At 68.5% G+C, this 25,918-nt stretch carries 31 protein-coding genes; 15 read left to right on the forward strand and 16 right to left on the reverse strand.

Translation table 11 applies throughout. From position 1 onward, the window contains the following. Nucleotides 1-61: 61 nt before the first annotated feature. Both AZH51_RS01220 and AZH51_RS01225 read left to right on the forward strand, forming a co-directional pair. Complete coding sequence (locus AZH51_RS01220; RefSeq protein WP_291520397.1) at nucleotides 62-283, forward strand: DUF3107 domain-containing protein; 222 nt, start codon at nucleotides 62-64, stop codon at nucleotides 281-283. A 149-nt stretch (nucleotides 284-432) separates the two neighbouring features. Then, nucleotides 433-702: a GlsB/YeaQ/YmgE family stress response membrane protein gene (locus tag AZH51_RS01225; RefSeq protein ID WP_291520398.1), complete on the forward strand. Its 270-nt coding sequence runs from the start codon at nucleotides 433-435 to the stop codon at nucleotides 700-702. 70 nt (nucleotides 703-772) lie between these two features. Here AZH51_RS01225 and AZH51_RS01230 read toward each other — a convergent pair whose 3' ends face one another. Continuing rightward, a complete protein-coding gene (locus AZH51_RS01230; protein ID WP_291520400.1) occupies nucleotides 773-1,471 on the reverse strand; it encodes a ferritin-like fold-containing protein in 699 nt (232 codons plus the stop codon). 192 nt (nucleotides 1,472-1,663) lie between these two features. Here AZH51_RS01230 and AZH51_RS01235 point away from each other — a divergent pair, with 192 nt between their 5' ends. Together AZH51_RS01235 and AZH51_RS01240 are read left to right on the forward strand one after the other, a co-directional pair. Further along, a complete protein-coding gene (locus tag AZH51_RS01235; protein ID WP_291520402.1) occupies nucleotides 1,664-3,118 on the forward strand; it encodes a DEAD/DEAH box helicase in 1,455 nt (484 codons plus the stop codon). Continuing rightward, complete coding sequence (locus AZH51_RS01240) at nucleotides 3,115-3,522, forward strand: LuxR C-terminal-related transcriptional regulator (protein ID WP_291520405.1); 408 nt, start codon at nucleotides 3,115-3,117, stop codon at nucleotides 3,520-3,522. Before AZH51_RS01235 ends, AZH51_RS01240 begins: the two co-directional genes overlap by 4 nt. Here the strand turns inward: AZH51_RS01240 and AZH51_RS01245 are convergent. Beyond that, on the reverse strand, nucleotides 3,509-4,369 hold the full coding sequence (locus tag AZH51_RS01245; RefSeq protein ID WP_291520407.1) for a PD-(D/E)XK nuclease family protein: 861 nt from the start codon (nucleotides 4,367-4,369) through the stop codon (nucleotides 3,509-3,511). The two genes, AZH51_RS01240 and AZH51_RS01245, sit on opposite strands and share 14 nt — an antisense overlap. Next, entirely contained in the window at nucleotides 4,366-5,229 is an 864-nt protein-coding gene (locus AZH51_RS01250; RefSeq protein ID WP_291520408.1) for a PHP domain-containing protein, read from the reverse strand. Before AZH51_RS01250 ends, AZH51_RS01245 begins: the two co-directional genes overlap by 4 nt. A gap of 60 nt (nucleotides 5,230-5,289) precedes the next feature. Here AZH51_RS01250 and AZH51_RS01255 point away from each other — a divergent pair, with 60 nt between their 5' ends. Genes AZH51_RS01255 through AZH51_RS01265 form a run of 3 tightly spaced genes read left to right on the forward strand, consistent with a single transcriptional unit; the run spans nucleotide 5,290 to nucleotide 8,027 of the window. Next, nucleotides 5,290-5,859 (forward strand): hypothetical protein, encoded by a 570-nt coding sequence (locus AZH51_RS01255; RefSeq protein ID WP_291520410.1) that lies wholly within the window; start codon nucleotides 5,290-5,292, stop codon nucleotides 5,857-5,859. An 8-nt stretch (nucleotides 5,860-5,867) separates the two neighbouring features. Further along, on the forward strand, nucleotides 5,868-6,479 hold the full coding sequence (locus AZH51_RS01260) for a hypothetical protein (RefSeq protein WP_291520414.1): 612 nt from the start codon (nucleotides 5,868-5,870) through the stop codon (nucleotides 6,477-6,479). 33 nt (nucleotides 6,480-6,512) lie between these two features. Then, nucleotides 6,513-8,027: an aminopeptidase P family protein gene (locus tag AZH51_RS01265; protein ID WP_291520416.1), complete on the forward strand. Its 1,515-nt coding sequence runs from the start codon at nucleotides 6,513-6,515 to the stop codon at nucleotides 8,025-8,027. A gap of 62 nt (nucleotides 8,028-8,089) precedes the next feature. Here AZH51_RS01265 and AZH51_RS01270 read toward each other — a convergent pair whose 3' ends face one another. Next, complete coding sequence (locus tag AZH51_RS01270; RefSeq protein ID WP_291520418.1) at nucleotides 8,090-8,875, reverse strand: L,D-transpeptidase family protein; 786 nt, start codon at nucleotides 8,873-8,875, stop codon at nucleotides 8,090-8,092. Between the two features lie 446 nt (nucleotides 8,876-9,321). Here AZH51_RS01270 and AZH51_RS01275 point away from each other — a divergent pair, with 446 nt between their 5' ends. From AZH51_RS01275 to AZH51_RS01290, 4 genes are read left to right on the forward strand one after another with little or no spacing between them, the layout of a single operon-like run. Continuing rightward, complete coding sequence (locus tag AZH51_RS01275) at nucleotides 9,322-9,729, forward strand: hypothetical protein (RefSeq protein ID WP_291520420.1); 408 nt, start codon at nucleotides 9,322-9,324, stop codon at nucleotides 9,727-9,729. A gap of 9 nt (nucleotides 9,730-9,738) precedes the next feature. Continuing rightward, nucleotides 9,739-11,076 carry a CBS domain-containing protein gene (locus AZH51_RS01280; RefSeq protein ID WP_291520421.1) on the forward strand — a complete coding sequence of 446 codons (1,338 nt, stop codon included), beginning with the start codon at nucleotides 9,739-9,741 and terminating at the stop codon, nucleotides 11,074-11,076. After that, the gene (locus AZH51_RS01285) at nucleotides 11,069-11,590 is read left to right on the forward strand and encodes a DUF1003 domain-containing protein (protein WP_291520423.1); all 522 of its coding nucleotides are present in this window, start codon (nucleotides 11,069-11,071) and stop codon (nucleotides 11,588-11,590) included. Before AZH51_RS01280 ends, AZH51_RS01285 begins: the two co-directional genes overlap by 8 nt. Before the next feature lie 42 nt (nucleotides 11,591-11,632). Next, nucleotides 11,633-12,766: an Mrp/NBP35 family ATP-binding protein gene (locus tag AZH51_RS01290; protein WP_291520425.1), complete on the forward strand. Its 1,134-nt coding sequence runs from the start codon at nucleotides 11,633-11,635 to the stop codon at nucleotides 12,764-12,766. A gap of 34 nt (nucleotides 12,767-12,800) precedes the next feature. Here AZH51_RS01290 and AZH51_RS01295 read toward each other — a convergent pair whose 3' ends face one another. The 3 genes from AZH51_RS01295 to sigE form a co-directional block, all read right to left on the reverse strand. Further along, nucleotides 12,801-13,202 carry a preprotein translocase subunit TatA gene (locus AZH51_RS01295; RefSeq protein WP_291520427.1) on the reverse strand — a complete coding sequence of 134 codons (402 nt, stop codon included), beginning with the start codon at nucleotides 13,200-13,202 and terminating at the stop codon, nucleotides 12,801-12,803. A gap of 93 nt (nucleotides 13,203-13,295) precedes the next feature. Next, complete coding sequence (locus AZH51_RS01300) at nucleotides 13,296-13,826, reverse strand: zf-HC2 domain-containing protein (RefSeq protein ID WP_291520429.1); 531 nt, start codon at nucleotides 13,824-13,826, stop codon at nucleotides 13,296-13,298. After that, a complete protein-coding gene (sigE, locus tag AZH51_RS01305; protein ID WP_291520431.1) occupies nucleotides 13,826-14,467 on the reverse strand; it encodes an RNA polymerase sigma factor SigE in 642 nt (213 codons plus the stop codon). The genes AZH51_RS01300 and sigE overlap by 1 nt, the downstream gene beginning before the upstream one ends. 79 nt (nucleotides 14,468-14,546) lie before the next feature. On the opposite strand from sigE, the gene AZH51_RS01310 reads away from it, so the two are divergent. Then, on the forward strand, nucleotides 14,547-15,182 hold the full coding sequence (locus tag AZH51_RS01310) for an O-methyltransferase (RefSeq protein WP_291520433.1): 636 nt from the start codon (nucleotides 14,547-14,549) through the stop codon (nucleotides 15,180-15,182). 76 nt (nucleotides 15,183-15,258) lie between these two features. On the opposite strand, the gene AZH51_RS01315 is transcribed toward AZH51_RS01310, so the two are convergent. The 4 genes from AZH51_RS01315 to AZH51_RS01330 are packed head-to-tail and all read right to left on the reverse strand — an operon-like array spanning nucleotide 15,259 to nucleotide 19,374. Beyond that, nucleotides 15,259-15,426 carry a DUF3117 domain-containing protein gene (locus tag AZH51_RS01315; protein ID WP_109683864.1) on the reverse strand — a complete coding sequence of 56 codons (168 nt, stop codon included), beginning with the start codon at nucleotides 15,424-15,426 and terminating at the stop codon, nucleotides 15,259-15,261. 36 nt (nucleotides 15,427-15,462) lie between these two features. Continuing rightward, nucleotides 15,463-18,060: an FtsX-like permease family protein gene (locus AZH51_RS01320; RefSeq protein ID WP_291520436.1), complete on the reverse strand. Its 2,598-nt coding sequence runs from the start codon at nucleotides 18,058-18,060 to the stop codon at nucleotides 15,463-15,465. A gap of 1 nt (nucleotide 18,061) precedes the next feature. Beyond that, entirely contained in the window at nucleotides 18,062-18,784 is a 723-nt protein-coding gene (locus AZH51_RS01325) for an ABC transporter ATP-binding protein (protein WP_291520438.1), read from the reverse strand. Next, complete coding sequence (locus AZH51_RS01330; RefSeq protein ID WP_291520440.1) at nucleotides 18,781-19,374, reverse strand: PadR family transcriptional regulator; 594 nt, start codon at nucleotides 19,372-19,374, stop codon at nucleotides 18,781-18,783. The genes AZH51_RS01325 and AZH51_RS01330 overlap by 4 nt, the downstream gene beginning before the upstream one ends. Nucleotides 19,375-19,438: 64 nt before the next feature. On the opposite strand from AZH51_RS01330, the gene AZH51_RS01335 reads away from it, so the two are divergent. The 3 genes from AZH51_RS01335 to AZH51_RS01345 are packed head-to-tail and all read left to right on the forward strand — an operon-like array spanning nucleotide 19,439 to nucleotide 22,234. Next, nucleotides 19,439-20,515 carry a glycosyltransferase 87 family protein gene (locus AZH51_RS01335; protein WP_291520442.1) on the forward strand — a complete coding sequence of 359 codons (1,077 nt, stop codon included), beginning with the start codon at nucleotides 19,439-19,441 and terminating at the stop codon, nucleotides 20,513-20,515. Further along, complete coding sequence (locus AZH51_RS01340) at nucleotides 20,503-20,970, forward strand: NfeD family protein (RefSeq protein ID WP_291520444.1); 468 nt, start codon at nucleotides 20,503-20,505, stop codon at nucleotides 20,968-20,970. The genes AZH51_RS01335 and AZH51_RS01340 overlap by 13 nt, the downstream gene beginning before the upstream one ends. A 1-nt stretch (nucleotide 20,971) precedes the next feature. After that, nucleotides 20,972-22,234 carry an SPFH domain-containing protein gene (locus AZH51_RS01345; protein ID WP_291520446.1) on the forward strand — a complete coding sequence of 421 codons (1,263 nt, stop codon included), beginning with the start codon at nucleotides 20,972-20,974 and terminating at the stop codon, nucleotides 22,232-22,234. A 3-nt stretch (nucleotides 22,235-22,237) separates the two neighbouring features. On the opposite strand, the gene AZH51_RS01350 is transcribed toward AZH51_RS01345, so the two are convergent. Genes AZH51_RS01350 through dapE form a run of 5 tightly spaced genes read right to left on the reverse strand, consistent with a single transcriptional unit; the run spans nucleotide 22,238 to nucleotide 25,882 of the window. Continuing rightward, the gene (locus AZH51_RS01350) at nucleotides 22,238-23,473 is read right to left on the reverse strand and encodes a hypothetical protein (protein WP_291520448.1); all 1,236 of its coding nucleotides are present in this window, start codon (nucleotides 23,471-23,473) and stop codon (nucleotides 22,238-22,240) included. Between the two features lie 5 nt (nucleotides 23,474-23,478). Then, nucleotides 23,479-24,054, reverse strand: a complete 576-nt coding sequence (locus tag AZH51_RS01355; protein ID WP_291520450.1) for a DNA-3-methyladenine glycosylase I — start codon at nucleotides 24,052-24,054, stop codon at nucleotides 23,479-23,481. Beyond that, the gene (locus AZH51_RS01360) at nucleotides 24,047-24,487 is read right to left on the reverse strand and encodes an SRPBCC family protein (RefSeq protein ID WP_291520452.1); all 441 of its coding nucleotides are present in this window, start codon (nucleotides 24,485-24,487) and stop codon (nucleotides 24,047-24,049) included. The genes AZH51_RS01355 and AZH51_RS01360 overlap by 8 nt, the downstream gene beginning before the upstream one ends. Then, on the reverse strand, nucleotides 24,484-24,813 hold the full coding sequence (locus AZH51_RS01365; RefSeq protein ID WP_291520454.1) for a DivIVA domain-containing protein: 330 nt from the start codon (nucleotides 24,811-24,813) through the stop codon (nucleotides 24,484-24,486). Before AZH51_RS01365 ends, AZH51_RS01360 begins: the two co-directional genes overlap by 4 nt. Nucleotides 24,814-24,817: 4 nt before the next feature. Then, complete coding sequence (gene dapE / locus AZH51_RS01370; protein ID WP_291520456.1) at nucleotides 24,818-25,882, reverse strand: succinyl-diaminopimelate desuccinylase; 1,065 nt, start codon at nucleotides 25,880-25,882, stop codon at nucleotides 24,818-24,820. Between the last annotated feature and the right edge of the window lie 36 nt (nucleotides 25,883-25,918).

A 25,918-nucleotide genomic window follows, 5' to 3' on the forward strand; every position in this document is an offset into this window, starting at 1 on the left:
CGCCAGGGGTGCGGTTCCCGCCGCACCCAACGCATCCACCGCAAGTCGAAGGAGCACTACCGTGGAGATCCGTATCGGCGTCCAGGACGTCGCCCGCGAAGTCGTTGTCGAGTCCGAACTGACCGGCGTGGAAGTCCGGAAACTGGTCGAGGAGGCCATCTCCGACTCCGGCACTCTCAGCCTGACTGACGAGCACGGCCACACCGTGCTGATCCCCGGCGCCAAGATCGGTTACGTCGACATCGGCGCCGAGGCCCGCGGCCGGGTCGGCTTCGGCGGCTGAGCAGGTCTGAGCACGGCTGACCATCACGACCGCGGGTACCGGCTGAACTTCACCTCTACGGGCGAGCCTCGTTGCCCAGCCGCGCCAGGTGGCCCAGAGTGGATTTACTTGGTGCGCAACGGCGCGTACCCGGCCGAACGGAGTCAGCCATGCTCGCCTCGATCCTCGGATCCCTCATTGTCGGTGCTGTGGTGGGCATTCTGGCCCGGCTCATCCGACACGAACAAAACAACCTCTCCATGGTGGAGACCGTCCTGATCGGTGTCGTCTCCGCGTTCATCGTCGGTCTGATCCTGGGCTTGACTACCTACAAAAACTCCAACGGCGGGATCCCGTGGATCTCATGGGGGCTGTCCTTGGTCGCCGCCGTGATCCTCATCCCGGTCTACGAGCAGATGCGCGGCAAGTCCAAAGCCTGAACTGCACAGACACCTGCGCAGACGTAGACAGGCCCCGGGCAGTGCCCGGGGCCTGTCTACGTCTGCGAGGTCAGGCGTCCAACCCCAGCGCCGCCATCCGTTGCGTGTGCTTCTCGCCCAGCCGGGCCAGCAGCTGCTGGAAGCCGACCAGGTCGAAGCCGTGACCGCTCCCGCGGTCCATGATCAGATCCAGCAGGTCATCGTTCACTAGCGCGACCAGTTGCGCCTGGGACAACGCCTCACCCATCATCCGGCGACCGAGCAACGCCAACCGACCGGCGAGCCGCTCGTCATGGTCAATGGCCTGCAGGAGGGCGGTCCGGGCCAACGCGGCCTGTTCGTCATCGGGCAGCGACTCCCGGATCAACGAGGCGGTCTCCGGATCCAGGACGTCGGTCAGTTCGCGGTAGAAGTCGGTCGCGATCGCCGCGCCGGCGTAGATCTTCATCAGACCCTCGTGCCAGTCCGCCGGCGTGATCCGGGCGTGCCAGTTGTCGAAGGGTTCGTGGAAGGGCTCCATCGCCTCAGCGGGTTCGACACCCATCCGCCGCAACCGGGTCGACAGTTGCTCATACACGGCGTACTCGCGGGCCGCGAGCGCCCCTAGCGCCTGCTGTGTCTGGATGGTCGGGGCCATCTCTGCGACCCGGGCGACGTCGAAGAAAGCCATCAGTTCGCCGTACGCCAGGACCCCAAGCAAACTGGTCACACCGGCTTCCGAAGCCGGGGTCGTCCCAGTGGCTGTCGCCGTACCGGAGTGTTCGATCATGGGGGAAGTCTAGGACCCGCGATAGGATGACTGTGTCATTACCGGTGCCCGGTCGGCCCAGACGATAGACATTCCTGTTTCACCGCAGGTCAGAGTCTCGCGAGTTACTCCCGCGAAGCACACTGACCATCCGAAGACCTCCGATCGGCTCCCTGCCCGGCCGCCTGCGCGGCCCCACCGATCGAGGATCTGTTGACCGAGAACACCACACCTGAAAATCTTTCTGCCGCCGACGAAGTCACCTTCGCTGACTTCGACGTCCACCCGGACATCGTCGCTGCGCTGGCCGACGCCGGCATCGTGCACCCCTTCCCCATCCAGGCCATGACCCTGCCGGTCGCCTTGTCCGGACACGACATCATCGGCCAGGCCAAGACCGGCACGGGCAAAACCCTGGGCTTCGCAGTGCCCGTGCTCAACCGCGTGGTGGCCCCCGGTGATCCGGGGTACGCCGATCTGCCGGCTCCCGGTGCACCCCAGGCCCTCATCGTGGCCCCCACCCGCGAGTTGGCCGTGCAGGTCGCCGGTGACGTGGAGACCGCTGCCAAGCGCCGCGGTATCCGGGTCGTCACCCTCTACGGCGGCCGTGCCTACGAGCCGCAGATCGACGCGCTGAAGACCGGCGTCGAGGTCGTCGTCGGCACGCCCGGCCGCCTGCTGGACCTCGCGGGTCAGAAGCACCTCAACCTGGGCTACGCGCGCACCGTCGTGCTCGATGAGGCCGACGAGATGCTCGACCTGGGCTTCCTGCCGGACGTCGAGCGCCTGCTGGCCCTGACCCCCGCCGGCCGCCAGACGATGCTCTTCTCGGCCACTATGCCCGGAGCGGTCGTCACGCTGGCCCGGCGCTACATGACCCAGCCGACGCACATCCGCGCGATGCACGAGGACGGTGACAACCAGCACACCGTCAAGGCGATCGAGCAGTTCTTCTACCGGGCGCACGCGATGGACAAGGTCGAGATGCTGGCCCGCATCCTGCAGGCCCGCGACCGCGGTCTGACGATCATCTTCTCCCGCACCAAGCGCACCGCCGCGAAGGTCGTCGACGAGTTGACCGAGCGCGGCTTCAACGCCGCCCCGTTGCACGGTGACCTCGGCCAGGGTGCGCGCGAGCACTCGATGAACGCCTTCCGCAAGGGCACCGTCGACATCCTCGTCGCGACCGATGTCGCCGCCCGCGGCATCGACGTCGACAACGTCACGCACGTCATCAACTACCAGTGCCCCGAGGACGAGAAGACCTACCTGCACCGAGTCGGGCGCACCGGTCGCGCGGGCAACACCGGCATCGCCATCACCTTCATCGACTGGGATGACATGCCGCGGTGGGGTCTGATCAACAAGGCCCTCGACCTGGGCGTCCCGGAGCCCGAGGAGACCTACTCCTCCTCGGAGCACCTCTACGAACAGCTCAACATCCCCACCGATGTGACCGGTCGGGTCGGAGCTCCCAAGACGACCGAAAAGCCTGCGCGAGAAGCACGTTCAGGTTCGGATCGGCGTACGTCGAGTGGTCGCCAGCGCTCGGACCGCGGCGAGCGCGCGGAGCGGCCCGAGCGCTCTGAGCGTGACGGGTCTCAGCGTCGCCGTCGTCGCACCCGCAAGAGCGCCGGGGGCAACACCCCGTCCGCCGACCGGTCATGACCGGGCCGGCGGCGGACCCGGAGGAGTTGGCCGCTGCCGTGGGTGAACGCCTGGCCCTCATCCGACGCTCCCTGCTGGAGGCGCAAGCCGCGGCGGGCAGCCCGGATGCGGTCGAGGCGCTGGCGCACGCCCAGCGTGTCACCGACCGGATGAGCGAGGAGATTGTGCGCCTGGTCGCGCCGGATGCTCCGACGCAGTTGCCCGATCTGCGCTCCGGTCTGACCGGCCGGGAGTTGGAGATCGCCGAACTGATCGCACTGGACCAGTTGACCAATGCCCAGCTGGCCCAGCACCTGGACATCTCGGAGAAGACGGTCAAGACGCACGTCGGGTCGATCCTGCGCAAACTGCAGATCGCCCAACGGTCGGAGATCGCCTGGACCCTCGGCGTCACGCAGAAGTAGGTTCCAGGCCCTCCCAGGGCAGTGCTGCGGAGCCGGCCGCCTGGCCCTCGGGGCAGTGCTCCCGGAAGTCGCACCACCGGCACATCGGACCCGGGTGCGGCGGGAAGGCCGTCGAGGCGGTGCCCTGCTGCTCGTAGGACTGGTCCACGTCGATCAACTCGGCGACGATCGAATCCGCCTCTGCCAGTTTGCGATCCAGTGACTCGTCGGTGTGCTCGTGGGCGATGACCCCGCCGGTGGGGACGTGGTGCAGCTCGACGGTCACGCAGCGAGACCGGAAGAGCCGACTGACCGCGGCCGCGTAGAACGCCAACGGTAGGGAGACGCGCGCCGCGGTGTCATCGAGGGGTCTGCGGGATGTCTTGTAGTCCACGATGACCAGTTCGCCGTCGCGGTCGTCGATCCGGTCGATGCGCCCCATGAGCAGCGCCCGGCCGACCGGGAGGCTCACCGAACGTTCCACCCCTCGCGGTTGGGTGTCCCGGTCGATACCGCGCAGGTACTCCACGACCTCCTGGGTCACCCGCGAGCGCCAGGTCGCGGAATGGGTCGCGTCCCGGAAGCCCACCTCACTCCAGGCAGCGGCCAGCGCGCGGGAGACCGCGTCCGGAGTGCGCTGTCCAGGGGCCAGGTCCCAGAAGTCGCGCAACACGTTGTGCACAACGACCCCGACCACGGTGTGCGCCCGCGGCGGTGCTTTGACCGGGGTCGGGCGGTCCAGGTAGGCGAAGCGGTAGCGCCGCGGGCAGTCCAGATAGGTCAGCAGTCGCGTCGGGCTGGCCCGGTAGGGCCGGCGGTAGATCGGGTCGTCGAACTGCTGGTGCAGAGCAGGCTGGTGCGCGCTCACATCCACGGCTCCAGACCCACCGAGTGCTCACCCGGGTCACGCGCCTGGTCCACGAGGGCAGCCAGCGCATCGGAACTGGTGGTGTGCTCGCCCAACTGGTTCGGCTTGCCCGTGCCGTGGAAGTCACTGGAGCCGGTACGCACCAGTCCGAGGCGGTCGGCGATGGCCGCTGCCCGCGCGCGCTGCTGTGGCGAATGATCGCGGTGGTCGACCTCCAGTCCGGTCAGTCCGGCGCCGGCCATTGCCTCGATCACCGACTCGTCGACCACCCGGCCGCGGGCCGCCGCGAGGGGGTGGGCCATGACCGCTACTCCCCCAGCGGCTTTCACCAGGCGCACGGCGTCCACCGGGTCGGGTGCGTAGTGCGAGACGTAGTACTTGCTACCCGTGCGCAACAGGTCCTCGAAGGCCGCCGACCGGTTGGGAACAACGCCGCGGGCCACCAGCGCATCGGCGATGTGGGGACGGCCGATGGTGGCACCGGGCGGGGTGTGCGCCACGACTTCCTCCCAGGTCAGACCGGTGTCGGTGTTGAGGCGCTCCACGATCCGTCGTGCCCGGGTATCCCGGTCGCTGCGGGTGCGCTCGAATTCGGCCAGCAGTCCCGGATCGGCGGGGTCCAGTAGGTAACCCAGCAAGTGGATGCTGATCCCCTGCCAGGAGGTCGAGATCTCGACACCGGGCAGGAAGCCGACACCGACGTCAGCGGCGGCTTGGGCCGCCTCGCCCCAGCCCGCCGTACTGTCGTGATCGCTCAGGCCGACCACGTCCAACCCCGCGGCCTGCGCCGCCCGGACGATCTGCGTCGGCGTCATCGTGCCGTCACTGTGCCGGGAATGGGTGTGCGGGTCGATGGCCACCGGCGCAGCGTACTGCGCGTTGATTGGGTCATCACCGCCCTGGTTTGAGAAGGTGTGGACATGTCAGATCCCGGCACCACCCCGACGCCCGAGCCGCTGCCCACTGCGCCGACTCTGGAGACCAGCCCCGGCGCGGTCGGCGCACCGCCGAAGTCCATCCGCCAGGCGGTGGCCCTGATGTACGCCGGGGCGGCCCTGTCCGCGCTCAACCTGCTCTTCGCGATCTTCTCCAAGAGCCGCATCCACGACAGCTTCGTCAAGGCCAACGCCAAGCAGGCCGCGGAGTACGCCAAGGACCCCAGCAAGGCCAAACCGCTGTCAACGAGCGCCCTGGACGCCGCCATCAGCCAGGCGTGGGTCGTCAGCATGGTCAGCGGCGCGATCACGGTCGCCCTCTGGATCATCCTGGCCCAGACGAACAAGAAGGGGAACGGGGTGGCCCGCATCGTCGCGACGGTCCTGACCGTGCTGAACGTCCTGTTGACGATCGCAAGCCTCCTCGGCGGGTTCAGCCCGATCACCTTCGCCGCCAGCATCGTGATGGTTCTCATCGCCCTCGCGACCACCTACCTGTTGTGGCGGCCCGAATCCTCCGACTACTACGGCGCCGTCAAGGCGTCCAAACTCTGATGGGTTTGATGCGCCGCGCAGGCGGCGCCGCGGTGGCCGCCGCCCTCAGCATCGCCGTGCTCACCGGGTGCAGCAGCGGTACGTCCACGACCTCGGGCACCAGTGGCACCGCCACGACGTCCACCACGGCTGTCCCGACTCCGGTAACGACCACCGCCACGGGCGCAAGTGTCTACGGGGCCTACGCCTTCGTGCAGCCGGCTGCGTGGGTCGTCGACGCCGGCCGTCAGACCAAGGGCGTCACCACGTATCTGAAGGCGCCGCAACCGGTCTCGGGTGTCATACCGACCTTCACCGTGGCCACCAGCACGGTGACCCCGGTCCCGACCCTGGACGACCTGGCCACACAAGGTGCCATCACCGCCCGCCAGCGCGGCGCCACCGTGACCAACGTGGCCGACCGGATCATCGGCGGCGAACCCGCCCAGGGCTATGTGGTCACCAGCAGCACCCCGAAGACCGGGACGACGGGGACCCAGGCCCTCTCCCAGACGCAGTACTTCGTCATCCACGGCGGCACCATCTACGTCACCACCTTCACCTCCTCGCCGGCCTCGGCGCCCAGCCTCAAGGCGACGCAGGACGCCATCCTGGGCTCCTGGTCCTGGACGGCACCCTGACCCGTTGTCGCCGCTGCGTGCGACCATGGCTGGGTGAGTAGTGAAGAGCAGCCCACCGCCGAGCACCGCAGCCGTCCGTCCTCCGAAGCCTTCCGGGAGTTCGTCGCCTCCGGCTGGGCACCGCGCGACCAGACGCCGCCCGCCCGACTGGAGGTCGCGCCGTACGCTCAGGTCCGCCGGGATGCCGTCTCCGCCGCCTTCCCCGGCGACCGGCTGGTGATCCCGGCCGGCGGTCTGAAGGTGCGCAGCAACGATTGTGACTACATCTTCCGGCCGCATACCGCGTTCGCACACCTGACCGGCCTGGGCGCTGACCGCGAGCCGGACGCGGTGCTGGTGCTCGAGCCACAGGCCGATGGCGGCCACGAGGCCGTGCTGTTCTTCCGGCCGTTGGCCGGCCGCGACACCGAGGAGTTCTTCGGCGATTCACGGTACGGCGAGTTCTGGGTGGGTGCCCGCCCCACCCTGGCCGACGTGGAGGCCGAGTTGGGAATCCGCGCCCGGCACATCGATGAGTTGCCCGACGCGCTGGCCAAAGACGCCGGAGTCGTGACGCTGCGGGTCGTACGCGACGCCGACCCCATCACGACGGCCGCCGTGGACAAGGTCCGCGACAGCAGCCAGGAGTCGACCGAGCAGGAGGGGCAGGCCGCCACCGAGCAGGAGGGCGACGAGGCACTGGCGAAGTTCCTGTCCGTGCTGCGCCTCATCAAGGACGAGTGGGAGATCGAGCAGATGCGCCAGGCGGTCGCGGCGACCGCCGACGGCTTCGACGCCATCATCGAGGAACTGCCCGAGGCCGTCCGCCGGGGTCGCGGCGAGCGCTGGATCGAGGGAGTTTTCGCGCTGCACGCCCGCCATCAGGGCAACGGCGTCGGCTACGAATCGATCTGCGCCAGTGGGGATCATGCCAACACGCTGCACTGGATCAAGAACACCGGCGAAGTGGAGGACGGCGACCTGGTCCTGGTGGACGCCGGCGTCGAACTCGACTCGCTCTTCACGGCAGATATCACCCGCACGATGCCGGTCAACGGTAAGTACACCGATGCGCAGCGCAGGGTGTACGAAGCCGTGCTCAAGGCGCAGCAGGCCGGTATCGAGGCGGTCCGGCCCGGCGCCAAGTTCTCCGACGTGCACGCGGCCGCCATCAAGGTCATCGCCGAGACGCTGTTGGAGTGGGGCCTGCTACCCGACGGTGTGGACCTGGAGACCACTCTCAGCGATGAGGGTCAGTACCACCGGCGCTGGATGGTGCACGGCACCAGCCACCACCTCGGGATGGACGTGCACGACTGCGCGCTGGCGTTGCGTTCGGAATACATGGAGGCGCAGTTGGAGCCGGGAATGGTGCTGACCGTGGAGCCGGGCCTCTATTTCAAGAAGGACGACCAGTTGGTGCCGGAGGAACTGCGCGGCATCGGGGTACGCATCGAGGACGACGTCGTGGTCACCGACGACGGCTGCGAGGTGTTGTCCTCGGCCATCCCCCGCGAACCGGATGCCGTCGAGGCGTGGATCGCCGGCCGCTGGGGCGTGCTGGACTGAACGCCGCACACAGAAAGGGGCGCTGCCGTACCGGCAGCGCCCCCTTTCTGTGTGCGTGATGCTCAGTAGATCGACACGACCCGGTTCGGGTAGAGGAAGCTGGAGCGGATCAGGAAGTCCTGCGCGGACGGCAGCAGGCGGCAGCAACCGTGCGATGCGTTGTAGGCCGGGATGTCTCCCGAACCGTGGATCGCTATCCCACCGACCACGTAGTACGGCTTGTACATCGAGCCGAGCGCTCCGGTCACCCAACCCGAGGTGTTGCGGCGGTAGATCTTCCAGGTACCGGTCGGGGTCGACCCGCTGTACCAGCGGCCCCAGGCGAAGAAGCGCTTGTTGGCACCGGTACTGGTGTTGAACACCCAGCGGGCAGTGCTACCGCCCCAGCCGACCAGCAGCAGCTGGCGGGCCTTGTTCACCTCGATGCGGTAGCTGTTCTTGTAGCGCATGGTCGGCGTCTTGGCCCTGGCCACGGCCGCCACTTCGGCCGGACCCCACGTGCCGGTACGGGCCAGGCCCTGGGCCTTCTGGAAGGCCCACACGGCCTGCAACGTGCCGTAACCGAACACACCGTCCACGCCGGGCATCCAGTAGTGCAGACCCCAGAGTTTGCCCTGCATCGCCTTGACGTCGGCACCGGACATTCCCCTGCGCAAGGTGCGGGCGGTCGTGGCTGCCCGCACCAGGGCGGGAGCGGCCTGGGGGGCGCCCTGCGCCTGCGCCGACGGAGCCAGCAGCAGTCCGGTACCGATAGCGCCGACTCCGGCAGCGCCAAGGAGCGCGGTACGACGGGTGGGGGTGCCGGTGGGGGCTGAGGATCCTGGGGGTGTGGAGATCCTGGTGGTCATGGGTGTCGACTCCTTTGGTCCGTCAGCCGGAGCGGGTCTGCGGCTGGGCGCATCGTGATGGGTGATGCTGGTCACCAAGTGAGGAGCACCACGGGCACAGAACCGGACATCGAGAACGATTCGCACGCCGTTCGGGCCCCAAGCATAAGTCAGCGACGCTGCATACGCAGCGTCGCTGTGGATCGCGGACCGGGGCTCGGGGCCGTGGGTCAGCGGCGGCGGTTCGACGGACGGCGCAGGGCCCGCTCGACGCGGGCGGACTGAGCAGCGTTGACGACGACCGCGGTGGCCTTGGTCATGGGCACTTGCTGGAACATGGTCGCCTCCTTCAAGACTTCGTTCACGAAGACCGGCGTGGTCTCCGGTCTGACTCATCTAGTATATACTTCGAAATCGAAAAGTTCAATTTGGAACATCTGTGGTCGGGGTCACATACACTGACCTGCATGGTCGAGGACGACGAAACCAGGATCAGGACGGCGATCACCCGCTCCGCGGTGCTGTGGATCGGCGCCCCCGGCGGTCCGCATCAGCTCGCCTGGTTCGCCCGCGCCTCCCATCAGGAAGCCACCGCCGTACTGATCAGCGGAGCCGGGGAACAGCACCTGCCCGTCCTGCCCGACCCGTGCGAAGTGATCCTGCGGCAACGGGACAATCGCACCCCGACCGGCCCACTCATCGCCGACGTCGAACTCATCGGTACCCACGACCCCCGGTGGGACAGCTGCGCCGCGGACCTGGCCGGTGCGAGGCAGGGCGTGCCCAGAGGTGACCTGCTGCGGCGATGGCGCGCTGAGGCGAAGATCTGGGCGGTCACTCCCCGTGCTCGAAACCTGGCGCCAGCGGCGGGATAACCTTGGCCGGTGAGCAGCCAGACCCGGGTTTTCGTCGCGAGGATCGCAGGTCTGGTGGTCCTCGACCCGCTCGGTGACCAGGTGGGCCGGGTCAGGGACGTCATCATCACCTTCGCGACCAACGGTCAGGCCCGGGCTATCGGCCTGGTCATCGAGGTCCCCGGTCGCCGGCGGGTTTTCGTGCCGATGACGCGAGTGACCGGCATCGATCCCGGCGCGGTGTTCACCACCGGCCTGGTCAACATGCGCCGTTTCGAGCAGCGGACCGGCGAGTACCTGGCGATGGCTGAACTGCTCGACCGCAGCGTGCAGGTGCGCGAGGACGGCCAGCTGTTCAGTGGTGTGGTCGAGGACCTGGGTATCGAACAGAACGCCCGGCGGGACTGGATCGTCACCAAGGCATTCGTGCGACGCATCGACGATGTCTCCGGTGCGTCCAAAGCCATGTCCCGCCTCACCCGCCGACGGACCGGCACCACGTTCCTGGTCGACATCGACCGGATCCAGGGCCTGCATCAACAAGCCCCGGCACAAAGCGCGGAGAGCCTGCTGGCCAGCTACGAGGACCTCCGGGTCGCCGACCTCGCCGAGGTCATCCACGACCTGAACCCCAAGCGGCGGGCCGAGGTCGCTGCTGCGCTCGACGACAGCAAACTGGCCGACATCCTGGAAGAACTGCCCGAGGACGACCAGGTGGAGATCCTCGCTGGTCTGGAGATCGGGCGCGCCGCCGACGTCCTGGAAGCGATGGAACCCGACGACGCCGCGGACCTCCTGGCCGACCTACCGCCCGACCAGGCCGAACAGTTGCTGGCCAGGATGGAGCCGGACGAGGCCGCCCCTGTGCGCCGGTTGATGTCGTACGACGAGAACACCGCCGGCGGTCTGATGACCACCGAGGCCATCGTCCTGGGTCCCGAGGCGAGTGTCGCCGAAGGGTTGGCCCTGGTGCGCCGCGAGCAGATCGCTCCCGCACTGGCGTCCGCGGTCTACGTGTGCCGTCCCCCGCTCGAGACTCCGACCGGGCGGTTCCTCGGCATGGTGCACACCCAGGCCCTGCTGCGCGAGACTCCCTCCAGCCCCGTCGGCAGCATCGTGGACAAGACCATCGAACCGCTGTTGGCGACGGCCCCGCTCGGCCACGTCACCCGCACCCTGGCGACCTACAACCTGGTCAGCCTGCCGGTCGTCGATGATTCCGGCCGGCTGATCGGGGTCATCACGGTCGACGACGTGCTGGACCACATCCTGCCCGAGGACTGGCGCGAGGAACGCCACGATCTGCACCCGACGATGACCACCGGCCGCAGCGAGGACCACCCGTCCAGGAGCACCAGCCATGGCTGAGCGCGCCAAGCGTCGTCGCGACGCGCTGGATCAACCCCGCGAACAATCGGCGCGCCTGCTGCCCCAGTCACCGCTGGACAGCGACGCGTTCGGCCGGTTCGCCGAGAAGTTCGCCCGCTACATGGGCACCGCGCAGTTCCTGGTGTGGATGACGGCTTTCGTCATCGTCTGGATCCTGATGAACCTGATCGGCCTGTTCGGTCTGAAATGGGACCCCTATCCGTTCATCCTGCTCAACCTGTTCTTCTCCACCCAGGCCTCCTACGCGGCGCCGCTGATCCTGCTGGCCCAGAACCGGCAGGACGACCGGGATCGCGTCGCCATCACCCAGGACCGGCAACGCGACGAGCGCAACCTCGCTGACACCGAGTTCCTGACCCGCGAGGTCGCCGCACTGCGGCTGGCGGTGCGGGAGACGGCGACCCGTGACTTCGTCCGCTCCGAACTACGCACCCTGCTTGAGGAACTCGAGGAGCGCGGCATGCTCTCGCCCGAGGAGGATCGGACCACCTGACCGTGGTCAGGGGTCTGGCTGCCGGCACCTAAACTGGTGGGTATGCCGATCCCCACTCCTGACCAGGTGCACGCGGCCCTCGCGACTGTCAACGACCCCGAGATCAAACGCCCGATCACCGATCTGGGCATGGTGCAGGACGTCGCGATCGGGGACGACGGCGTCGTAGCGGTGACGATCCTGCTGACCGTCGCCGGCTGTCCGCTCAAGGAGACCCTGACCCGCGACACCACCGCGGCCGTCGCGCAACTCGAAGGAGTGACCGACGTCACGGTCACCCTCGGTGTCATGACCGACGAGCAGCGGGGTGCGCTGCGCGACAGCCTGCGTGGGGGCGCTGCGCAGAAGGAGATCCCGTTCGCCAAGCCCAACTCCCTGACCCGCGTCTACGCCGTGGCCTCCGGCAAGGGCGGCGTCGGCAAGTCCTCGGTGACGGTCAACCTGGCTGCGGCGTTCGCCGAGCAGGGGCTGCGCGTCGGCGTCGTCGACGCCGACGTCTACGGCTTCTCCGTCCCGCGCATGCTGGGCGTCGAGCACAAGCCGACGCAGCTGGATGACATGATCCTGCCGCCGGTCGCCCATGACGTGAAGGTCATCTCCATCGGGATGTTCGTGCCCGGCAACCAACCGGTCGTCTGGCGCGGTCCGATGCTGCACCGCGCATTGCAGCAGTTCCTCGGCGACGTGTTCTGGGGTGACCTGGACGTGCTGCTGCTGGACCTGCCGCCGGGCACCGGTGACATCGCGATCTCCGTGTCGCAGCTGATCCCGACCGCCGAGATCCTGGTGGTCACCACTCCGCAACAGGCGGCCGCCGAGGTGGCCGAGCGGGCCGGATCCATTGCGCTGCAGACCAAACAGCGGATCGCCGGCGTCATCGAGAACATGTCCTGGCTGGAGTTGCCCGACGGCAGTCGCCAGGAGATCTTCGGTTCCGGGGGTGGCCGGGCCGTCGCCGAGTCGTTGACCCGCAGCATCGGGGCCACTGTGCCGCTGCTGGGTCAGATCCCGCTGGACACCCGGTTGCGCGAAGGCGGCGACGCGGGCACGCCGGTCGTTCTCGCCGAGCCGGACAGCCCGGCCGCCGTCGTGTTGCGTGGGGTCGCCAAACAACTGGGCCAGAAGGCGCGTGGCCTGGCCGGCCGGTCACTCGGGCTGACCCCGGCGGGGCGCTGACGACGTACGTCGATCGGCAGGTCGGGCGGCAGGCTCAGGTCGCGTCGAAGTCGAACGGCGTCGCGCGGTCGGGATCGTACCGCAGGGTCTGCACGGCCACCGGGGCGATCACACCGGCAGCCTGCGCAGCGGGGTCGACCGCCTGCTGTGTCTGGGGCACGCCCAGGGTGTCGGCGACGTCTTCGCCCAGCGCGTCGCGCACGATCCGACGCGGGTCGTACTGGCGCGGGTCGTACTGACGCCAGTCGACATCCTGGAACTCCGGGCCCATCTGCTCTTTGAGCTGGGTCTTGGCCCCCTCGGCCATCTCCCGGGCCGATCGGACGAACTGGCGGAACTTCGTGAGGTACTCGGGCAGACGTTCCGGGCCGATCAACACCGCCGCGAGCACAATCAGCAGGAGGAACTCCCACGAACTGATTCCGAAGAAATTCACTGGTTGTCCCCCTTCCCGGTCAGCGGCGTACGGCGGTCTGAGATTACCTCACGGGTCAGCCGCGCACGGTCGGCGTCCGGGGTGCTAACCGGCTCAGCGGGGGTAATCGACGTTCAGCACGGCGGGTGCTTTCATCGGCGCCGGGGTCATCGTCCGGGCAGCCTCATCGTCGGTGCCGGGCAGGTTCGTGACCTGCCGCACGAGGACTGAGGGAGTCTCCAGGCGGACCGATGCGCCACCGGGTTGCACCGACGACGGACCGTGCAACGCCACGAGGCTGGCGCCGACGCAGCCGGCAACCGCCACCATGGCCAGTCCGACGGAGCGCCGGGCGGAGGCGTACTGGGGAGGAGCGGATGCGGGCAGCACGCTGACACCGGACGAACCACGCGAGGTCGTCATCGGCGCCGCCGGATCGGCCAGGCTGAGCAGGTTACTCATCAGCTGCTGGTGGTGGGCGGCATCCAGACGCACGGAGCGCAGTCGCTCGATGAGGGCTCGCTCCGCGTCGACCTGGGCACGGCAACCGTCGCACGCTACGAGGTGCTGCTCGATCTGCAACTCCTGCTCCGGGCGCAACAAGCCGTCAACGTAGTCCGCCAGATCCAGTGGGTGCCGCGCCATCAGCGGGTCCCGGGAAGCACACCACCGATGCCCGCGCGGGTGCGTGCGGGCGCCTCCACCACTGGCCGCGGCGCCGGGGCGCGGTGGGCCAGAGCCTCGCGCAGTTGGGCCCGGCCACGGTGGATCCGCGAACGGACGGTGCCGAGCTTCACATCCAGCGTCGCCGCGATCTCCTCGTAGGACAGTCCCTCGATGTCACACAGGACCACCGCAGCACGGAAGTCCGGCGGCAGGGCGTCCAGTGCGCGTTGGATGTCGTCATCGAACGCGGCATCGGTCAGGACCTGCTGGGGGTCGGCCGAGCGGGCAGGAAGCCGCGCGGCCGCCTCATCGGACAGGGCATCGAAGCGGATGCGCTGCTTACGCCGCATCTTGTCCAGGAAGACGTTCGTGGTGATGCGGTGCAGCCAACCCTCGAAGGTCCCGGGCTGGTAGGAGTGCAGGGAACGAAAGACGCGGACGAAGACGTCATGGGTGAGGTCCTCGGCATCGTGGACGTTGCCGGTCAGTCGGTAGGACAACCGGTAGACACGAGCGGAGTGCTCGCGGACGATTTCCTCCCACGTCGGCGGGGTCCACGGTTCGCCGCCTGCTGAGTACCCTTGCGGGTTGGCGGTGGCGCTTTGCGAGACTTCCGTCATAACAACGTCAACGGTAGACCGCAGGCCTTTGTTCCGCCTATTTTCTTGCGATGCCGGCCCTGGGTGTGAGGATGGGGCGATGAACACCTTGAGGCCGGCCAGCCAGAGCTACGCCGAAGACTTCGTCCCCGAACCTGAGGTGGTCGCGGCAGCACGCGAGCGCGGGGAGCAACTCGGCGCTACCCCCGTGGGCGCCGGGACCGGGGCCACCCTGCAGGTTCTCGCCGCGGCCAACGCGGCCCGCACCGTGGTCGAGATCGGGACGGGCGCTGGGGTGTCCGGGCTCTGGTTGCTGGCCGGTATGCCGGCGGACGGCATTCTGACCACCATCGACATCAAGGCGGAGCACCAGCGAGCCGCCAAACACGCCTACACCGCCGCCGGGATCGCGCCGGCGCGCACCCGCACCATCACCGGCAACGCGTTGGAGGTCCTGCCCCGGCTGGCGGACGGAGCCTACGACCTGGTGCTGGTGGACGGCGCGAAAAGCCAGTACCCGGCGTACGTCGAACATGCCCTTCGGATCGTGCGCCCCGGTGGGGTCGTGGCCATCGACAACATGCTGTGGCACGACAAGGTCGCCGACCCGGCCGCACGCGACGAAACGACGGTGCTGCTGCGCGACCTCAGCAAGCAGTTGCGCGAGCGCGAGGACCTGGTCACCGCGCTGCTGCCCGTGGGTGATGGTCTGTTGGTCTGCGTCAAGCGCCCCTGAGCGCCCGCTGAGCACGTACGTCGAACGCCCCGGTCCGCAGCGGACCGGGGCGTTTCGAGGTTCAGAGTGAGGGACCTCAGCCGAGGCATCCCTTGATCGCGTCGCCGAGCGCCTGGGCTTCCTCGGCGTTCATCTCCACGACCAACCGGCCACCGCCTTCCAACGGCATGCGCAGCAGGATGCTCCGACCCTCCTTGGTCACCTCGAGGGGTCCGTCACCGGTGCGGGGCTTCATGGCCGCCATGGATGTTTTCCTTCCGTGTCGCGGGACTGCCTGCCATTATCGCAGCCTGTGACGCCTCCGGCGAAATCCTGCCTCTGCTGGTGTGCGACGAGTGAAGGCTGCCGCGAGCGCCGCCGCGAGAAGGGGCGCACCAAACAGCAGGACGAACACGATGCCCCACGGTGCCGCGTACATCTCGGCACGACTGCGCGCTTCCACAGCCATCGCCGTGCCAGGAAGCCAACCAGCCACCAGACCGACCCCCACGCCGACGAAAGTTGCCGCGGCCGCCCACCATGCGTTGACCCGCCGTCGCAGACCGCGCCCTGCACCCAGACGCTGGACGATGGTGTCCTCGCCGCGTCGGTCGCTCTGGGCCAGGAAGGTGCCCGATGCGATCGCCAGAAGAAGCAGTACGGCGCCCACACCGAGGACCGGCAACCGCAGATCCGGGGTGTGGATCGGGGTGTCCGGATGATCGACGGTGACGCCGTACGTTCCCAGACCGGACTGCAGGCGATCCGCGGCACCGTCATCCAGGTCACCGCCGTGGATCAGATACGTGCCGGTCCCCACGTCGACCCCGAGCCGCTGCGCCACTGCAAGGGGCATCAGCACGCCGGTGTCCGGCAGCCGGTGGATCTCGACCGCGTGGGGATTGATCGGGACCAGCGACAACCGGTCACCGGCAAAGACGTACGGCAACTGCAGCGCCCCTCGGACGGTGACCGTGCCGGTTTCGGTTCTCAGACCCGCTGGCCGGGCTCCGTCCGGTGATAGCACCAGACCTCCCTGCCGCAGCATCGCGTGCTGCTGCGCAGTGAGTCGGTACACCTGCGCGAGTTGGTCCGGCGAGCCGACCACGGTGTCCTGCGAGAGACCCTCGATGCCGACGGTTTCCGGGGGCGCCGTGATCATCGGGATCACCTCAGCGCCAGGCACAACCGTTGCCACAACCCGCCGGATCACCGCTTCGTCGGCGTCTGACGGGGCGACAACGCGCACGTCACCAGGTGGGATGGCTGGTTGGTAGGTATAGATCTGCGATGCACGCTGGCTCGTCAACGGAATCAGCACAGCGATCATGACCCCGACCGTGGCCAGCACCGACCCCACGACCGCCGTCGCGCGCGTCCGCTGCCGGGCCAGATCGCGCAGCGCGAGTCGCGGCGCCACAGGCAGCTGACTGGCCAAGGCACCCAGGCGACCCATGAGCCACGGAACGAGCATCAGTGCTCCGCCGAACAGGGCGATGCCTCCGCCGGTGAGCGGTACGGCGGCGCCGGCCGGACTGTTCATCGGTCCACGGAGGGCATCCTGCACGCCGCGCCACACCAGCACCGAACTCAAGGCACCGATGAGAAGGCCGGCAACCGCTATGCCTCCACGCGCCGATGGCGTCGGGTTGACCGCCAGCGATGACACGACGGGGCGACGACTCGCGGCGATGGCGGGAAGAAGGGCAGCGATCAATGCAGCGGCGATCGCAACGCCCGCCATGAGCAGACCCCACGGCCAGGGCACGACAACCGGCCCGGCCCAAGCACCCGGATGGTGCTGCCGATAGATCAGCAGAGCAACTGCTCCGAGCAATGCGCCCGCGACGGGAGCAAGGACCGCTGCCGCGACGCCCACCAGTAACGCCTGGCTCAGCACGTACCGCCGCCGCTGGGCCGTGGTCGCACCGTTGCCGGCCAGCAACGCCACCGCTCGACGACTGCGGGCGGCGCCGACCGCGAAGACCGGCGCCACCATCGCGGCGATCACCACGACGATGCCCACCGTCAGCATCGACACGATCAGGGTCACGACACCTTGGTCGCCGCTGGCCGTGGTCCTGGAGTTCGCGACCAGATCCCGGCTGGCCACGGACACGCCGCACCGAGTCAGGCCGACCGCCTCCTGCTCGTCAACTGGCTTGTTCCACAACAAAATCCAGCTTGTCGCCGTTCTCGCGTCGGGGAGTTCGACCAGGAGCACGGGCGCGGTAGTGCGCACTGTGCCGACGACCTGAAGGCTGCGGACGACGCTGACGGAATCGGTTGTGTCGACGATGTCGACCGTCCCATGCGTCGGCAGGCCGCTGGCCAGACCGAGCCCACCGAGCAGGACCTCATCTGAACTCGTCGGCCACCGGCCGCTGGTCAGGGTGGCCATCCCGTCGTACCCGGGATCGGTTCCGATTCGCACGGAGGTTCCATTGGCCAGGACGCCGCCCGAGCGCACCGTGACCTGGGCACTGCCCGTCGGAAGCAACCGACCATGGACCACCTGCTCGAGGCCCGTCCGGTCAAACTGTCCCGAACGGGCCGCGAAGACTCCGTCCTGCGCGTACCACACCGAGGGGAAGGTCATCCCGTCCGTTGACCCCTTGGCCAACAGTGCTTGTCCTGATCCCATGTCCGCCGACACCATGGCCGCCGGTGCCGGTTGCTGCGACGTGAAGAAGACGCCCACGGCAGCAATGACCATCAGCGGCAGGACGATCGTGGCGATCCCCAGCGCGGTACGCCATCGAGCCCGGCGCAGGTCTCGCACGGCGAGCCGCAGGCACAAGCGCCACGACCCGAGCCATCGCGCCGCCGGTGCGTCCGGCCGACCGACGCAGAAGTCCGGCGCGGAGCGCCCCTCGGCGCGCTCCTGAATCAGACTCATCTCAGTTCGCCTGGGGCAGAAGCGATTCGGCATCCATCGGTCGCCCGGTCGAGTCAATCACCAGCCCGTCCCGTAAGAAGACCACCCGATCGGCCCAGGCCGCGTGCCGGGACTCGTGGGTCACCAACAACGCGGCCGCTCCCGCATCGCACCGTGCCCGCAGCACCCGCAGGACTGCCTCGCCCGACGTCGAATCCAGCGCCCCCGTGGGCTCGTCGGCCAGGACCAGAGATCGGTCGCCGACCAGCGAGCGCGCAATGGCGGCCCGTTGTCGCTGGCCGCCGGACACCTCGTCCGGGAACCGATCCGCCAGGTGGTCGATGCCGACGCCGGCCAACGAGTCCCGGGCCGCGCAGCGGGCGACCGAGAGGCGGGCACCATCAAGTTCCAGTGGCAGGCTGACGTTTTCAAGCAGGGTCAGCGACGGGATGAGGTTCAGATCCTGGAAGACGAAACCCATCGTGCGGCGGCGGATCTGCTGCAGCGCTGCCGGGCTCAGCCGGCCCAGGTCGCGACCATCGACTTCGACCACGCCGGTGTCCACGTAGTCCAGGCCGCCAGCCACATTCAGCAACGTGGACTTTCCGGAACCGCTCGGACCCATCACCGCAACCAGTTCACCGGGTAGCACCTGAAGGCTCACCCCACGCAGCGCATGCACGGCAGCATCACCGCTGCCGAACGTCCGGGTCACCTCCTGCAGCATCAGCATCGGCCCGGTCACGAGGTCACCTGCTCACGCGATCCACCGGTCTTCGCCGAGGCGGCGGGCGCCGTCGGCGAAGCTTTCGCGATCGAAGGGTCCACCTGGGCCAGCCTCGCCTCCACGTGGTCCAGCCACCGCAGTTCCGCCTCGTCGGCGAACACCAATGACTCCAGCACCAGTTCCCAGGCCAGGTCATCACCGTTCTGCTGACGTTTGAGAAGGGTGAGATCCCGTAGGTGGGTCATCGTCGCCAGTCGCTGGGCCTGGACGATGTGCGACACGTCCACCCCGGGCACGGTGACCGCGATCGCCAACTTGATCGCCAACTCGTTGCGCGGCGTCTGGTCGTGAGGCACCGGCTCGGTCCACCATCGGGCCACCGCTGCGCGGCCCTGGGGCGTCAGCCGGTAGGCGATCCGGCCCTCGCTATCTGCGTCCCCGTCCCCCTCCACCAAACCGTCCCGCTCCAGGCGGCCGAGCGTTGTGTAGACCTGACCTACGTTCAGCGGCCATGTCCCGCCGGTGCGGGCCTCGAACTCCTGGCGCAGCTGGGCGCCGTACATCGGCTCGGTACCCAGCAGGGCCAGGATGCTCAACTTGATCGACACGGTCAGTCCCCCGTCGTGAATACCCGGTATTGTCCCAGCTTAACCTATGTATACCCGGTATTCAGTGAACTCCCTCTTGTGGCTGGTCTGCGCCCTCGGTGCGGCCGTGCTCGCGGTCCTGGCTGCTCGCTCGGGCCAGCTGCCCGACGATCTCGCCGTCTACCGGGGTGCGACCACGACCTGGCTGGGCGGCGGCGATCTCTATGCGTTCCATCGGGCGAACGGCGACGGGTTCACGTATCCACCCGCGGCCGGGCTGGTACTGCTGGCCACGGCACTGCTTCCCATCCCGGTGCTGGCGGCCGGCTGGGTTGTCTCGACCGCCGCGGCCTGCGCATGGTGCGCGGTCCGGCTCGGCCGCGCCGGTTCCGTACCGTCCGCAGTAGCGTTCGCCTTCCTGCTGTTCGCCGCCCCTGGCCGCAGCAACCTCGGCTTCGGCCAGGTCTCCGTCTTCGTCTTCGCCCTCACCCTCGTCGATGCGTGTGCACCTCCCCGGATGCTCAGGCGGGGGGTCCTGACCGGCGTAGCGGCGGCGATCAAGCTGACCCCGCTGCCGTTCGTCCTCATGTTCGCCGTACGGCGCGAGTGGGCTGACCTGCGCCGTTGCCTCGTCGCGGGTGGAGTGACGACCGCTGTCGGAGCACTCATCGCACCCGGCGCCACCGACGCGTATCTGCGAACCGGTGTCAGCGCCGTCTCGGTCGTCACCAACTGGAGCAGCACCGGCAACCAGTCGATCAGAGCAGCGCTCGCCCGAGGCGGTGTTGCCGGCCACTGGTGGCTACTGCTTGCCGCGCTGGTGATGACCGGTGCGCTGCGGTGGACGGCGCGACGGCGTCATCAGGCACTCGAGGTGCGGGATTGGGCGATCGTGGGGTGCGCGACCATCCTGGCCTGCCCGGTGTCCTGGACCCACCACCGCTTCTGGGTGGTCGTGGCTCTTCTGCTGCCGGGCGTCTGGGCGCTCGGGTGGCGTCGATGGCTACGGGTCGCCCTCCTGTGCGCTACCGCCCTGGGACCCATCGGTGACTCGGACCTCATCGTCGTCGCCGTCACGCTCCTGGCGCTCGCTTCGTGGCGGCCACCCGCATGCTCAGCACCGGCAGTCGATCGTGAAAGACTCACGGTATGGCGGCAGTGATCTGGCTCATGGTGGGTCTGCTGCTCATTGCGGGCGAGACGCTGAGCGGCGATCTGTTCCTCCTCATGCTCGGCGGCGGCGCGCTGGCGGCAGCTGTTGCAGCGGTATTCGGTGCGCCCGTCTGGCTCGCCGCTCTCGTCTTCGCGTTGATCAGCGTGCTGCTGGTCGTGGGTGTGCGCCCGGTGCTCAAACGCAAGATGACGGACGGCCCGATCGTGCCCACTGGAATCGATGCGTTGATCGGCCGCACGGCCACGACGCTGGGCGCGTTCGGCAACACCGGCGGCCAGATCCGCATCGACGGGGACGTGTGGTCGGCGGAACCGGCCGATCCGGACGACTCGTTCAACAGAGGTGAGCAGGTGATCGTCGAACGCATCGACGGAGCCACCGCCATCGTCAGCCGACCGCAATTGGCGGCCGGTACATCGGGGAATGAAGTGGGAGTGGATTGAGATGGCTGCACTGATCGTCGCGATCGTGATCGTGCTGTTCGCGATCATCGTCGTCGCGAAGTCCGTGGCATTGGTACCGCAGGCCGAAGCCGCGGTCATCGAACGCCTGGGGCGCTACACCAAGACCGTGTCGGGACAGTTGACCTTCCTGATCCCCTTCATCGACCGGATCCGGGCGAAGGTGGACCTGCGTGAACGGGTCGTGTCCTTCCCGCCGCAGCCGGTGATCACCGAGGACAACCTGACCGTCCAGATCGACACCGTCGTCTACTTCCAGGTCACCGACCCGCGGGCCGCGGTCTACGAGATCAACGACTACATCGTCGGTGTCGAGCAGTTGACCACCACCACCCTGCGCAACGTGGTCGGCGGCATGACCCTGGAGGAGACCCTGACCTCCCGCGAGCGCATCAACAGCCAGTTGCGCGGTGTGCTCGACGAAGCCACCGGACGCTGGGGCCTGCGCGTCGCGCGGGTCGAGCTGAAGTCGATCTTCCCGCCGCCCTCCATCCAGGAGTCGATGGAGAAGCAGATGAAGGCCGACCGTGAGAAGCGGGCGACCATCCTTGCGGCAGAAGGACATCGGGAGTCGGCCATCAAGTCGGCCGAGGGTGACAAGCAGAGCCGGATCCTGGCCGCGGAAGGTGCCAAGCAGGCCGCGATCCTGGGCGCGGAGGGCGAGCGGCAGTCCGCGATCCTGCGCGCCGAGGGTGACCGGGCCGCCGCCTACCTGCGAGCACAAGGTGAGGCCAAGTCCATCGAGAAGACCTTCCAGGCGATCCGGGCCAGCAAGCCGACGCCGGAGTTGCTGGCCTACCAGTACCTCAACACGCTGCCCAAGATGGCTGAGGGCACCGCCAACAAGGTGTGGGTGCTGCCGGCGGACTTCGGTTCGGCGCTGCAGAGCTTCGCCAAGTCCTTCGGCACCCAGGGCCCGGACGGCGCGTTCCGTTACGAGTCCACGGACAACCCGCCGCCGGCGCCCGAGGACGATGTCGCCGACTGGTTCAAGACCCAGCGGGACCCGGCGGTGGCCAAGGCCGTTGCCGACGCGGAGGCCGTCGCCCGTACCTCGATCGACCCCGAACCGCCGCGGCCGAGTACGTCGACCGTGGACTCCGCGCCCACCACCACTCCCGTGCCGTCCACCTCCGCTCCCGACGCGCCGGCGCCCGGCACTCCCGCACAGCTCGGTGCGCCCGACCCGCAGCAGTATGAGTTGCCGCAGCAGCCGTCGGTGCAGGAAGAGCCCGGGCAGGCCTGAGGGTCAGATCGGGTTCCACGGCAGGGACGGGACGTGCATGAAACTCCAGCACCACCAGACCTGCCAGCCCAGGCCAAGGCACACCAACGCGACCGTCCGCGTGCGCATCAGCACGCGGGCGTCGCGGTCCTTCCAGCCGGCGCCGATCCACACCGCAATGATCGGGAAGAGGAAGATCGCGTACCGGTAGGTGCTGGTCCATGCGTCCACGACCGCGAGCAGGTAGAAGGCGTAGGCCGCTATCCAGGCCCGCAGCACCGGTCCCAGCGCCGCGGCCCACGGGCCGACGATCGAGATCACCACAACAGCGATCATGGACAGCACCCATAGCGGGGTCCAGGCTCCGAAGAAGAACCGTAGGTTGCGGAACCACGGGGTGAAGAAGTTCACCGAACCGCCGGCCCGCCACGAGGACTGGGTCAACGCATACGCATCCGATTCGCCCGTGACTAGGGCCGCGATCGCAGGCCACAGCACAGCGGACACGGCACAACTGATGAGTAGGAAGGCCATCCCGGCCCACTCGGCCCGCGGAATCGGCCGCTCGCGACGTGCGCGCCAGCGCCAGATCACCGCGACGAGTGCGACCAGCCCCAGCGGCGGTGCGATCGGGCGCGCGAAACCGAACGCCAGCGCGACCAGTCCGGCGATCGCCCACTCCCCGCGGCTGACCGCCAGGAGGAAGCCCACCAGCAGGAGCATGGCCAATGACTCGGTGTAGGCCAGTTGCAGCACGGGTGACATCGGCAACGTGGCGTAGACCGCGATCGTGCACAAGGTCGCGGTGCTGCCGATCAGCGGCCGTAGCAGCGGGATCATCAGCAGCGCGGCGGCCACCCCCAGCAGCAGCGCCAGCGTCGGCGCAACGACCGTGAAACTACCGCCGGTGACGGTCATGATGCCGCGCACCAGGAGCGGGAACGCAGGGAAGAACGCCCACGGGTTCTGCTGCACCGTGCCGGACTCGTCGCGGGGTAACTGCTTGGGATAGCCGTTCTCGGCGATAGTGCGGTACCAGTCGCCGTCCCACATGTGGGTGACGTCCCAGTACGACGCCCGCCCGGTTGCTCCGTGGGCGCCGGGCATGGTGCTCAGATCCTGCTGACTGGCGATCCACATCAACAGCACCGCGCTGAACGCCCGGGCCAGCAGATAGACCCCCAGCACCGCCCACACGAGGCGCTGGGCGGCCAGTCGCTGCCACCAGGTCTCGCGCACCGCGGCGGGGCTCGTCGCCACCGACGTCATGCCGCGCCGCCGAAGTCACAGTCGACCAGATGGTCGGTGACGACACCACAGGCTTGCATCGCGGCGTACATCGTGGTGGGTCCGATGTGCTCGAAACCGTTCTTGCGCAACGCCTTTGCCAGGGCGACCGACTCCGGGGTGGAAGCCGGTACCTCGGCGATCGAGCGGGGCCTGCGCAGCTGCGCCGGCTGGAAGGACCAGAAGAGTTCGACCAGTCCCCCGTCCTCGCGCAGTGCCACGGTGGCGCGGGCGTTCGCGATCGCCGCGTCGACCTTGCGCCGGTTGCGCACGATCCCGGCGTCCGCCATCAGTCGATCGCGGTCCTCATCGGTGAACGCCGCGACCGCGTCCGGGTCGAAGTCGGCGAACGCCGCCCTGAACGCGGGACGCTTGCGCAGGATCGTCAACCAGGACAGACCCGACTGGAACGCCTCCAGGGTGATGCGTTCCAGCAGCGCGGCCTCCTGCCGCACTGGCCGGCCCCACTCCTGGTCGTGGTAGGCGAGGTACTCGGGCCCGGCGCCCCAGGGGCAGCGCTGCCTGCCGTCCTCGCCGCGCACTGCGTTACCCATCCAGGGACTCCGCGGTCCGTGCCATCGCGCTCACGGCGTGCTGGTAGACGGCCCGGGAGATCAACGTGTTCACGGGACCGGCGATCCGCGCCCAGCGCCAGGCCGGGACCACGTCCGCGGTCCAGACGACCTGGCTGCCGTCCCCGTGCGGATGCACCTGCACGTGCACCTCACCGGTGAGCACCGATCCGGTCTTGCGTACGGCGTAGGCCTGCGGCGCGTCGTACGTCGTGATGGTCATCGGGTCGGCCAGGGTGACCGGTCCGATACGGGTCGTGCCCACGATGGTGTCGCCCACCTGGTCGCCCGCCCCGCTGGTGACCGTGACCTTCGTAAAGGGGAAGTACGCCGAGTGGCGGGCGAATTCGCTGGCGGCCCGCCACAGCCGCCCGGGGTCCGCGGTGCTGTGCGCCCGGACCGTCACCGACGTCACGCCGGGCCGGGTCCGTCGGTGAGGGTGTCGAAGCGCTGACCGGCCAGCTCGGCGATCCGCGCGTCCCTCTCGGCCAGTTCCCGGTCCTTTTCCGCCAACGCATCGCGCAGCCGGTCCAGGGTGTCATCGACCTGGCCCATCCGGTACCCGCGCAACGTCTGGTCGAACCGCAGGCTGTCCACATCGTCCGGGGTCACGGTCGGCGGGAGCTGCTCGAACGGGCTGGTACGTACCGGCGGATCCAGGTGGCCGCCGTACAGCCCGATGACGCCCGCGACCACCAGGCCGACCACGAGCACCAGCAGAACGATCAGGAACGCAAACACCTCGCTAGCGTAACCATCGCGTCAGAGCCTGCAGCGCCTGCGTGATCTGGGCCTCGTCGCACCATTCGTCCTCGGTGTGCGCCAGGTTGGGGTCCCCGGGGCCGAAGTTGACCGCCGGCACCCCGAGGGCCGAGAGGCGCGCCACGTCAGTCCAGCCCTCCTTGGCGACCACGGGCAGCCCGAGAGCATCGACGAAGGCCCGGGCTGCCGGCTTGTCCAGACCCGGGCGGGCACCGTCCGCGGCGTCGGTGAGCTCGACCAGGTAACCGCTGAAGACCTGCTGCACGTGCTCGAACGCTTCGGCGGCGCTCTTGTTGGGGGCGAACCGGTAGTTGACGGTGACCACGCACTTGTCCGGGATCACGTTGCCGGCGATACCGCCCGCAATGCCGACCGCGTTCAGCGCCTCGTGGTAGTCCAACCCGTCCACGTTGACCGTCGCCGGTTCGTAGGCCGACAGTCGGCCCAGGATCGCGCCCGCCTCGTGGATCGCGTTGTGCCCGTTCCACGGTCGCGCCGAGTGCGCCGAGATGCCCTTGGCAGTCACGTCCACGCGCAGCGTGCCCTTGCAGCCACCTTCGATCCCTCCGTCGGTGGGCTCCAGCAGCACCGCGAAGTCCGCGGTCAGCAGGCCGGGCTGGGTCCTGGCCAGTCGCCCGAGGCCGTTGAACTGGTCCTCGATCTCCTCGCAGTCGTAGAAGACGTAGGTGATGTCGCGGCTGGGCTCAGGCAGCGTCGCCGCGAGCGCCAACTGCACCGCGACCCCACCCTTCATGTCGGTGCTGCCCCGGCCGAGCAACCGGCCGCCGATCCGCTGGCTGGGGACGTTGGGCGGATCGGTGATCGGGACGGTGTCGATGTGCCCGGCCAGGATCACGCGCTCGTCGCGGCCCAGGTCGGTGCGGGCCACGATCGCGTTGCCGTCGCGCACCACCTGCAGATGGGTGAGCGGCGCCAGCGCCGCTTTGATGGCATCGGCGAGTTCGCGCTCGTCCTTGCTGACGGAGGGCACGTCGCAGAGTGCGGCGGCGAGCGCGACAACGTCCTGCTGCAGATCGAGGTGGGACATACCCCCATCTTGCCGTGGGACGCTGCGGCCCCCGCG

Origin of the sequence: Branchiibius sp. NY16-3462-2 (assembly GCF_001594145.1) — a bacterium.
Classification (GTDB): Bacteria; Actinomycetota; Actinomycetes; order Actinomycetales; family Dermatophilaceae; genus Branchiibius.

Coding starts and splice junctions, on each gene's coding strand:
- AZH51_RS01310 (WP_291520433.1), top strand. CDS start 14,547: ATGAACACCTTGAGGCCGGCCAGCCAGAGCTACGCCGAAGACTTCGTC.
- AZH51_RS01345 (WP_291520446.1), top strand. CDS start 20,972: ATGGCTGCACTGATCGTCGCGATCGTGATCGTGCTGTTCGCGATCATC.
- AZH51_RS01270 (WP_291520418.1), bottom strand. CDS start 8,875: ATGACCACCAGGATCTCCACACCCCCAGGATCCTCAGCCCCCACCGGC.
- AZH51_RS01300 (WP_291520429.1), bottom strand. CDS start 13,826: ATGGCGCGGCACCCACTGGATCTGGCGGACTACGTTGACGGCTTGTTG.
- AZH51_RS01290 (WP_291520425.1), top strand. CDS start 11,633: ATGCCGATCCCCACTCCTGACCAGGTGCACGCGGCCCTCGCGACTGTC.
- AZH51_RS01255 (WP_291520410.1), top strand. CDS start 5,290: ATGTCAGATCCCGGCACCACCCCGACGCCCGAGCCGCTGCCCACTGCG.
- AZH51_RS01285 (WP_291520423.1), top strand. CDS start 11,069: ATGGCTGAGCGCGCCAAGCGTCGTCGCGACGCGCTGGATCAACCCCGC.
- AZH51_RS01260 (WP_291520414.1), top strand. CDS start 5,868: ATGCGCCGCGCAGGCGGCGCCGCGGTGGCCGCCGCCCTCAGCATCGCC.
- AZH51_RS01320 (WP_291520436.1), bottom strand. CDS start 18,060: ATGAGTCTGATTCAGGAGCGCGCCGAGGGGCGCTCCGCGCCGGACTTC.
- AZH51_RS01275 (WP_291520420.1), top strand. CDS start 9,322: ATGGTCGAGGACGACGAAACCAGGATCAGGACGGCGATCACCCGCTCC.
- AZH51_RS01240 (WP_291520405.1), top strand. CDS start 3,115: ATGACCGGGCCGGCGGCGGACCCGGAGGAGTTGGCCGCTGCCGTGGGT.
- dapE (WP_291520456.1), bottom strand. CDS start 25,882: ATGTCCCACCTCGATCTGCAGCAGGACGTTGTCGCGCTCGCCGCCGCA.
- AZH51_RS01225 (WP_291520398.1), top strand. CDS start 433: ATGCTCGCCTCGATCCTCGGATCCCTCATTGTCGGTGCTGTGGTGGGC.
- AZH51_RS01340 (WP_291520444.1), top strand. CDS start 20,503: ATGGCGGCAGTGATCTGGCTCATGGTGGGTCTGCTGCTCATTGCGGGC.
- AZH51_RS01230 (WP_291520400.1), bottom strand. CDS start 1,471: ATGATCGAACACTCCGGTACGGCGACAGCCACTGGGACGACCCCGGCT.
- AZH51_RS01355 (WP_291520450.1), bottom strand. CDS start 24,054: ATGGGTAACGCAGTGCGCGGCGAGGACGGCAGGCAGCGCTGCCCCTGG.
- sigE (WP_291520431.1), bottom strand. CDS start 14,467: ATGACGGAAGTCTCGCAAAGCGCCACCGCCAACCCGCAAGGGTACTCA.
- AZH51_RS01315 (WP_109683864.1), bottom strand. CDS start 15,426: ATGGCGGCCATGAAGCCCCGCACCGGTGACGGACCCCTCGAGGTGACC.